Source organism: Paraburkholderia sp., from assembly GCF_035656215.1.
In the GTDB taxonomy this organism is placed as follows: Bacteria; Pseudomonadota; Gammaproteobacteria; order Burkholderiales; family Burkholderiaceae; genus Paraburkholderia.
The window spans coordinates 1-6,780 of sequence record NZ_DASRSY010000077.1; the positions used below are offsets into that span (position 1 = coordinate 1).

Genomic DNA, 6,780 nt, shown 5'->3' on the forward strand with positions numbered 1-6,780 from the left:
CGCACCCCCGAAATAGCGATGTACGTAAAAGCCAGCACCGCTGAAATCAGAATCAGATAGAGCGGCTGAAAATTCCAGCCGAGGCCCTTGAACGCAGCAATGAGCCCCGTGAATTGCAATTCGCCCCAAGGCAGCAGAAACAGAATCGCCGATCCGGCGACGATCACTTCCAGCGCGCGGCTGCCGTAATGGCCTTTAAACAGGTCGGGCAGCGTAATGGCGTTATACCGTTTCCCCGCTTCCCAGATTTTCGGTCCGATGAAATAGCCGACGGGATACGCCAGCAGGATATAGCCCAGGAACCAGACCCCGTAAGTTGGCCCCTTGGCATAGATGCCTCCCGGAAAACCGACCATCGTGCCAATGCTGTAGATTTCGCCCGCGGCGAGGAAGAAAACCAGATACGCGCCGAACTGCCGGGACGCGACAAAGAAGTCATGAACGCTTTGCGCGCCATGGCCTTTTTTGGAGCGTATCGCCAGATACAGCGAGAAGAGAATCAAACCGAGAAAGACAACGGTGGACATCCTGACTCTCCTGCTGCTTCAGTGGGTTTGCGGGGGTGCATCGTCCGCGCGGCGATCGAACAGACGCCAGCACACCTGCAGGCAGAGTGACGTCAATACGAACCACGCGAAGATCCACGCATAGATGAACGGCACGCCCAGGACATATCTATCCACTGAAGCGACCCAGGGCAGCAGGCCTATCACGCCGATATAGGGGATGCCGATCCCAATCAGGAACTTGAGCATGAAGTCTCCGTCTGCTTTTTATGATCGATGAAATCAAGTCTGACGAATCCGCCTGCCATTTAAAGATCGCACTGGGTGGTGGAAGACCGTGGCGAGCGGATGTGGCATGACAGCCATAGCAGACAACTTCAGTATCGGTGGCCGAAAATGCACCTGACTAGTACCAGCGATAACAAATCGCCTGGTCCACATGAGGGACGGAGCCGGGCATTGCACCCGCTCGCCCGAACGTGGCAAAGCCGTTTTTATGTGACCAGGGCAACCAGCCCGGAACACAGCAGCAAAGCGCTCACGAGATGTTCGAGCCGACGCACGGGCACGCGTGGACCCAGGCGCTCCCCGACGGAGACACCGAGCACGAACACCGGCACGAGCAGCACCAGTGAACTGATCTGTGGCCTGTGGACCTGATGCTCGGCGACAAAAAGGGCCACCACCCCCACATAGAGCACCGCAAAATAAGCGAGAAGATTGGCGCGCAGCGCCGAGCCCTGGCCGATGCCGTTGAGGTAGTAGACAGCCGGCGGACCGCCGATGCCGCCCAGCGCGGTCAACGCGCCGCTCATCGCGCCTGCTGTGAAGGTCGGCCGCCAGCCGCTATTGTGAAGCCAGCGCCAGCCCCGCATGTGCATCACAGTGGATGCGAGCACGGCGACCGCGACGAGCCGGCGAAGCTCCACCGCGCTCTCGCTTGCCATCCACCGTGTCGTGACGGCGGTGCAAGCCATTGCGACCAACGCGAGTGGAATCACGGTGCGCCAGCGCGCCGCGCTCGCCCAGCTGCGCACGCCTTGCAGCGAGGTCGCAAAATGAATCAGGACGATCAGCACGCCGGCTTCGGGCGCGGGAATCAACAGCCCGAACAACGGCGCCATGACGAGCGCACCGCCGAATCCGGTCAAACCTTTTGCCATGCCCGCAACCAGGGTCACAAGGGCCAGACATCCCAGTACGAAAGGGGTATCGGCAACATTCATGAGTCGTTTTTTCGCTATAAACGGAGAATCGAAGGTCAAATCGATTGCTACGTTCCGCGCACGACGACATCTTCAGGAGAGGGCCGGTATCGTCGCAGGATTCCAAACGCCCGCGTAGTACCAACGGAATCCTTTCGATGGTGCCAGCCGGGACTAGTGCCACATGCCCCCAGACACCCCGTTATCAAAAGCGGTCACAAAACCGGGCTTATTTCGCAATTTTTCGTTTTCGCACTTTTTCGTGGTCCGTCACGCTTATGCGGCGTCGCTGCCTGCATAACGCGTCGCTACTGCCAACGCGATGCTCCAGACCAGCGCAGCCAGCAGCGACAGGCCGATCGCCAGATAGACGGCTACGCGAATCCCGACGGAAAGCAAAGCGCAATACGCCAATACGGCGCATCGTCTGCGAGCGCGACGAGCCCGGCAAAACCCAGCGCATACAGCAGGAAGCCTCCGCAAACGAGCCGGTGCGCGCCATACGCCCTGTTCAACGCACTGGAAGCGAAGCTGCCGATGGTCACCATCGCGGTCAATGGCAGGAACGCCAGGCCGGTCCGCAACGGCGTCCATCCACGCGCGGACTGGAAGTACAGACTCAGCAGGAAAAACGGACATTGCACATAAATGGGCCAGCACAATATTTCGAACGTTGCGCACCTGATCGCCGAGCCGGTTCGGTCGGTGATGCTGATCACGCTTGCCGACGGCAGCGCCATGTCGGCCGGCGCGCTTGCAGAAGCGGCGGGCGTGACCGCTCAAACCGCCAGTTCGCACCTCTCCAAGCTGCTCGACGGCGGCTTGCTGAGCGTGGAAAGCCAGGGCCGGCATCGCTACTACCGGCTCGCCGGCGCGCACGTTTCGCACGTTTCGCACGTGCTTGAAAGCCTCGCGTCGGTTGGGCCGGTCACCCCGGCCTGGCGCAATACGCCGAATCGTTCGGCGCAGGCGCTGCGTTTCGCGCGCTGCTGCTACGACCATCTGGCGGGTCAGATCAGCGTCGCGGTGACACAAAGCATGCTCACGCAGGGCTTCGTCGTCGAGGCGGGCGAGCGCCACTACGCGCTCACCACGCCCGGCTGCGCGTGGCTGCAGCAACTCGGCATCGATATCGGCGATCTGGCGGTCGGCCAAACGGAACATGGCCACCAATGCCTCGACTGGACCGAGCGGCAGTATCACGTCGCGGGCCCGTTAGGCGCCCGGCTCATGAACGCCTTTCTTGCATGGGGCTGGATGCGCAAGTCGCCCACCACGCGGTCGGTGACCGTCACGGCGCTCGGCTGGGACGGACTCAAGAAACATTTCGGCATCGGGCGCGACGCCTGCGGACCTGCTTAAAAGCCCCGGGCCACGCTGGCCGCCCAATTGTTAAATCCTCGCCTCCCAGCTTCGTTTTGTTGAAGCCGGCTCACCGAGGGGACGCAGCGTGCACGCACAGAAACATCATCGCGGAGCTCATCGCCCCTCGCATCTGAAAGCGGTCAAGCCAACCGATCCGCCGCATCCGGGGCGCGAGCCAGAGCAGAAGCCAGGGCCGACGTCCAGCAAAGCGAGCCCCCCGCACGAAGACCGCCTTGCGAAACTCGCAACCTTCACGACCAACCTGCGCGTGGTTTCGTTGAACTTGCTGCTTCTGATCGGCGCGTGTCTTGTCGGCGCCGTGCTGTGGAAGCTGGTATCCGTACGCGAGACCGTCATCGAGAATATCTATGTGCCCGAGGCGTTCGCCAAAATCGGCTACTCCAGCGACGCGTTCCAGTCATTCGTCGCGGGCCATCTGATCGCTCTCGAAGAGCGCGCGGCAGACGTCATACCGGCCTCCGCCAAAGAAGAAATCAAGCTCGATTCCGACATGCCGGATTTCTCGGTGCCCGGCACGTCCATTTCTGCAAAGACGATCCTGCAGTATGTGCGCGAGGCGCTGCCGCTTCCGGTTTCGACCATCTCGGGCAGCGTAACCGGCACCCCGGACCACTACGTTCTGCATCTGATTCTGGTGGAGCGCGGCCAGGTTTATCGTTTCGCCACGCCCGAAGGCGCAATCGCCGATCTGGAGCACAATCTCTCCAATCTTGCCCTCGATGTGCTGAAGAAGCACAGCCCTTATATCTACGCTTCGTATGAGTCCGCCGAAGCCCAGACGCGCTGCTACGCCGGCAACGGAGCCTGCAATTTCTCCGAGGCTGAACGGATATTTTCGAGCATCATCGACGGCGGAGACGAACAGCCGAATTACAACTGGGCCCTGCTCGGACTCTCGAAGATCGACGAGGCGTATCACGATTACAAAGACGAAATCAACGCGGTCAGCCGCCTCTCCGCCGAATACCCGTCGTCCTGGAGCTTTTATAACTGGGGCGTCGCACTCAGCGAACTGGGTTGCCACAAGCTGGCGATCGGCGCGTTCGAACGATCCATTGCCTTGCATTCGTCACGGGAGGCTGCATTCAATGCGATTGGACGCGCCTGGCTGGCACTGGCCAGACAGGCGCCGGACCGTCATTCCACGGAAGCGAAGACCGACCTGCAAAACGCGCGCGACGATTTCCGTATCGCCGCTTATCTGAAACCGGACTACCAGGAAGCGCACGTCAATCTGGCAGAGTCGCTCAAGCTGCTCGACGATGACAACGGCGCGCGCCGCGAATACGTGAGCGCCATCGAGATGGACCCGACACACGCGGGTCTCGCCTATGCCAGGTATGCCGAACTGGTCGGGGATCAGAAAGAGCGGAGCAAGCTCCTCGGCTTTGCGAGGTGGGCCGACAACTTGCACAAAGAATGCCGCGCGACGAATTCGACCTCGCTGCTCGAGGCGCTCGGTTGCAGCGTCGCCATGCAAGCCGAAACGGCTCGTATCGCCAACACGGATCGTCACGCTGGAATCGAAACCGTTGCAGCGACGGTGGCTCCTGCATCTGACTGCCGCGGCCTCGCGGTCGACGACAGACTCCCGCCTGAAGATGGCGCACCCGACTTCGCGGAGATTGCGCCGTGAAGCCGGGCCCAATATCCGCGCGCATGCAATCACTGTATCAATGGCTGGCCCTGCCGCGATCCGAGCGGCGCTCGACAAAGCGCCTCACATAGTCATCCGCGGGGCGCGTCAGAATCTCGTTGGCGTGCCCTCCTGCACCAGTTTGCCGTCGCGCAGAATCGCGATGCGGTTGCCGATCCGCAGTGCTTCATCGAGATCGTGCGTGATGAACACGATGGTCTTCTTCAGCGTAGCCTGCAGTTGCAGCAACTGATCCTGCATTTCCGTGCGAATCAGCGGATCGAGCGCGGAGAATGAGTCACTGGCAGTTCGACCAACTCGATTCTCGACGACGCATTCATCCCCGGCGTGCAGTCTCCCTCATCGACGCAGAATCAGGTCGTGGCGCGCGTGGCACTTCGCCAAAGTTCTAAAAGCCGCGTCGCCGCGCGTCAACTCGATCACTCAAGCCCAACACGGAATGCGCGGCTCACCTCGCATTCCGCTGCCAACTCCGTCAACTTGACTCCCGGCAGATGCGAAGGTAATCTATGAAGGTAACCTTCACATCTGCCGGTATGTCCAGCGACGACACTCAGCCCACCCGCTCCCCCTCCGATTCCGACGCCCTGCACGCAACGGCGGAAGATTTGCGCATACTTGTCGGCAAGTTGCGCCGCCGCTTGCGCGAAGAAGCGCATGTGGGCGATTTCACGCCCTCGCAGGTGCAGGTTCTCATTCTGCTGGAACGCGAAGGTCCGGCAACGGTCACCACACTCGCGCGCATTCACGGTATGCGTCCGCAATCCATGGGCGAGACGCTTTCGATTCTGAAAGCTGCCGGACTCGTGAGCGGCGCACCGGATCCGAACGACGGGCGGCAAACCGTGCTCTCTCTCACACCCACCTTCCGCAAGAAGATCAAGGCAAGCCGCGCGGCACGCGAAGACTGGCTTTTCCGCACCATGCAGACCCGCTTCTCCGCCGCCGAACAGAAACAACTCGCGATTGGCGTCGACTTGCTCAAACGCCTCATCGATTCGTAACGCTCAGGAAAACATCATGGCTCTCACCACACTCGACGCAAAGACCGCATTGGTCGTCATCGATTTGCAGCAAGGCATCGTTGCGCTGCCCACCGGGCACCCCACCGGCGAAATCGTCAAACGCTCCGCCGGTTTGGTGGATGCATTTCGCGGCCACGGTCTGCCCGTGGTGCTGGTCAACGTTGCAGGCGGCGCGCCGGGCCGCGCGGAACAGTCGCGTCCCACCGGGGACTTCCCCGCCGGCTTTGCAGACCTCGTTCCCGAACTGAATCAGCAGCCGTCGGACCATCTGGTGACCAAGCGCACCTGGGGCGCGTTCACGAACACGGATCTCGAAGCGTATCTGCGCCAGCAAGGCGTCACGCAGGTGGTTTTGGTCGGCGTGGCCACCAGCATCGGCGTCGAGTCCACCGCGCGTTTCGCACACGAACTCGGCTTCAACGTCACGTTCGCGGTCGACGCGATGACGGACATGAACCCCGACGCTCACACCAACAGCATCACGCGAATCTTCCCGCGCCTCGGCGAGACCGGCACGACGCAGGACGTCCTCGATCTGCTCGCGAAATCGCGCGTATGAGCACTTGTTTGAACCGCTGCACAGCGCGGATCGTCCACACGGGGATATCCCGATGAGTGGCACATTCCGTTCGCTGCGCACGTTCAACTACCGGGTCTGGGCCAGCGGCGCGATTGTCTCCAACATCGGGACATGGATGCAGCGCACGGCGCAGGACTGGCTCGTACTCACGGAACTCACGCATCACAACGCAACGTCCGTGGGCATCGTGATGTCGCTGCAGTTCGGGCCGCAAATGCTCCTGCTGCCCCTAACCGGCTACGCGGCCGATCATTTCGACCGCCGCAAGCTGCTGTTCGCCACCCAGACGGCGATGGGCACGTTGGCGCTGGGCCTCGGGATTCTCACCGTTACCGGCCTTGTGCAGCTGTGGCAGGTCTATGTGTTCGCGGGTTTGCTCGGCTGCGTCACCGCGTTCGATTCACCGGCGCGTCAGACCTTC

Annotated in this window: 10 protein-coding genes and 1 pseudogene; 5 read left to right on the forward strand and 6 right to left on the reverse strand. The window is 61.3% G+C overall.

Annotated elements, in window-relative coordinates; all coding sequences use genetic code 11:
- The 5 genes from VFE81_RS04235 to VFE81_RS04255 all read right to left on the reverse strand — a co-directional run.
- On the reverse strand, positions 1 to 527 hold a 527-nt coding region (locus tag VFE81_RS04235), incomplete at its 3' end, for a sodium:solute symporter family transporter (RefSeq protein ID WP_414695547.1).
- Positions 528 to 545: 18 nt separating this feature from the next.
- Entirely contained in the window at positions 546 to 755 is a 210-nt protein-coding gene (locus VFE81_RS04240) for a DUF3311 domain-containing protein (protein ID WP_325043394.1), read from the reverse strand.
- A 245-nt stretch (positions 756 to 1,000) separates the two neighbouring features.
- Positions 1,001 to 1,732 carry a sulfite exporter TauE/SafE family protein gene (locus tag VFE81_RS04245; RefSeq protein WP_325043395.1) on the reverse strand — a complete coding sequence of 244 codons (732 nt, stop codon included), beginning with the start codon at positions 1,730 to 1,732 and terminating at the stop codon, positions 1,001 to 1,003.
- Between the two features lie 255 nt (positions 1,733 to 1,987).
- On the reverse strand, positions 1,988 to 2,110 hold the full coding sequence (locus tag VFE81_RS04250) for a hypothetical protein (RefSeq protein WP_325043396.1): 123 nt from the start codon (positions 2,108 to 2,110) through the stop codon (positions 1,988 to 1,990).
- The gene (locus tag VFE81_RS04255) at positions 2,086 to 2,355 is read right to left on the reverse strand and encodes a hypothetical protein (RefSeq protein ID WP_325043397.1); all 270 of its coding nucleotides are present in this window, start codon (positions 2,353 to 2,355) and stop codon (positions 2,086 to 2,088) included. Before VFE81_RS04255 ends, VFE81_RS04250 begins: the two co-directional genes overlap by 25 nt.
- 4 nt (positions 2,356 to 2,359) lie before the next feature.
- On the opposite strand from VFE81_RS04255, the gene VFE81_RS04260 reads away from it, so the two are divergent.
- Complete coding sequence (locus tag VFE81_RS04260; RefSeq protein WP_325043398.1) at positions 2,360 to 3,073, forward strand: winged helix-turn-helix domain-containing protein; 714 nt, start codon at positions 2,360 to 2,362, stop codon at positions 3,071 to 3,073.
- Between the two features lie 88 nt (positions 3,074 to 3,161).
- Positions 3,162 to 4,733 carry a tetratricopeptide repeat protein gene (locus tag VFE81_RS04265; RefSeq protein WP_325043399.1) on the forward strand — a complete coding sequence of 524 codons (1,572 nt, stop codon included), beginning with the start codon at positions 3,162 to 3,164 and terminating at the stop codon, positions 4,731 to 4,733.
- 70 nt (positions 4,734 to 4,803) lie between these two features.
- Here the strand turns inward: VFE81_RS04265 and VFE81_RS04270 are convergent.
- A pseudogene (locus VFE81_RS04270) lies at positions 4,804 to 5,033 on the reverse strand (glycine betaine/L-proline ABC transporter ATP-binding protein); the annotation flags it as partial.
- 257 nt (positions 5,034 to 5,290) lie between these two features.
- Here VFE81_RS04270 and VFE81_RS04275 point away from each other — a divergent pair.
- The 3 genes from VFE81_RS04275 to VFE81_RS04285 form a co-directional block, all read left to right on the forward strand.
- Positions 5,291 to 5,758, forward strand: a complete 468-nt coding sequence (locus tag VFE81_RS04275; protein WP_325043400.1) for a MarR family winged helix-turn-helix transcriptional regulator — start codon at positions 5,291 to 5,293, stop codon at positions 5,756 to 5,758.
- A gap of 16 nt (positions 5,759 to 5,774) precedes the next feature.
- Entirely contained in the window at positions 5,775 to 6,338 is a 564-nt protein-coding gene (locus VFE81_RS04280) for an isochorismatase family protein (RefSeq protein ID WP_325043401.1), read from the forward strand.
- Between the two features lie 52 nt (positions 6,339 to 6,390).
- Positions 6,391 to 6,780 (forward strand): MFS transporter (locus VFE81_RS04285; protein WP_325043402.1); only part of this gene is annotated, 390 nt, incomplete at its 3' end.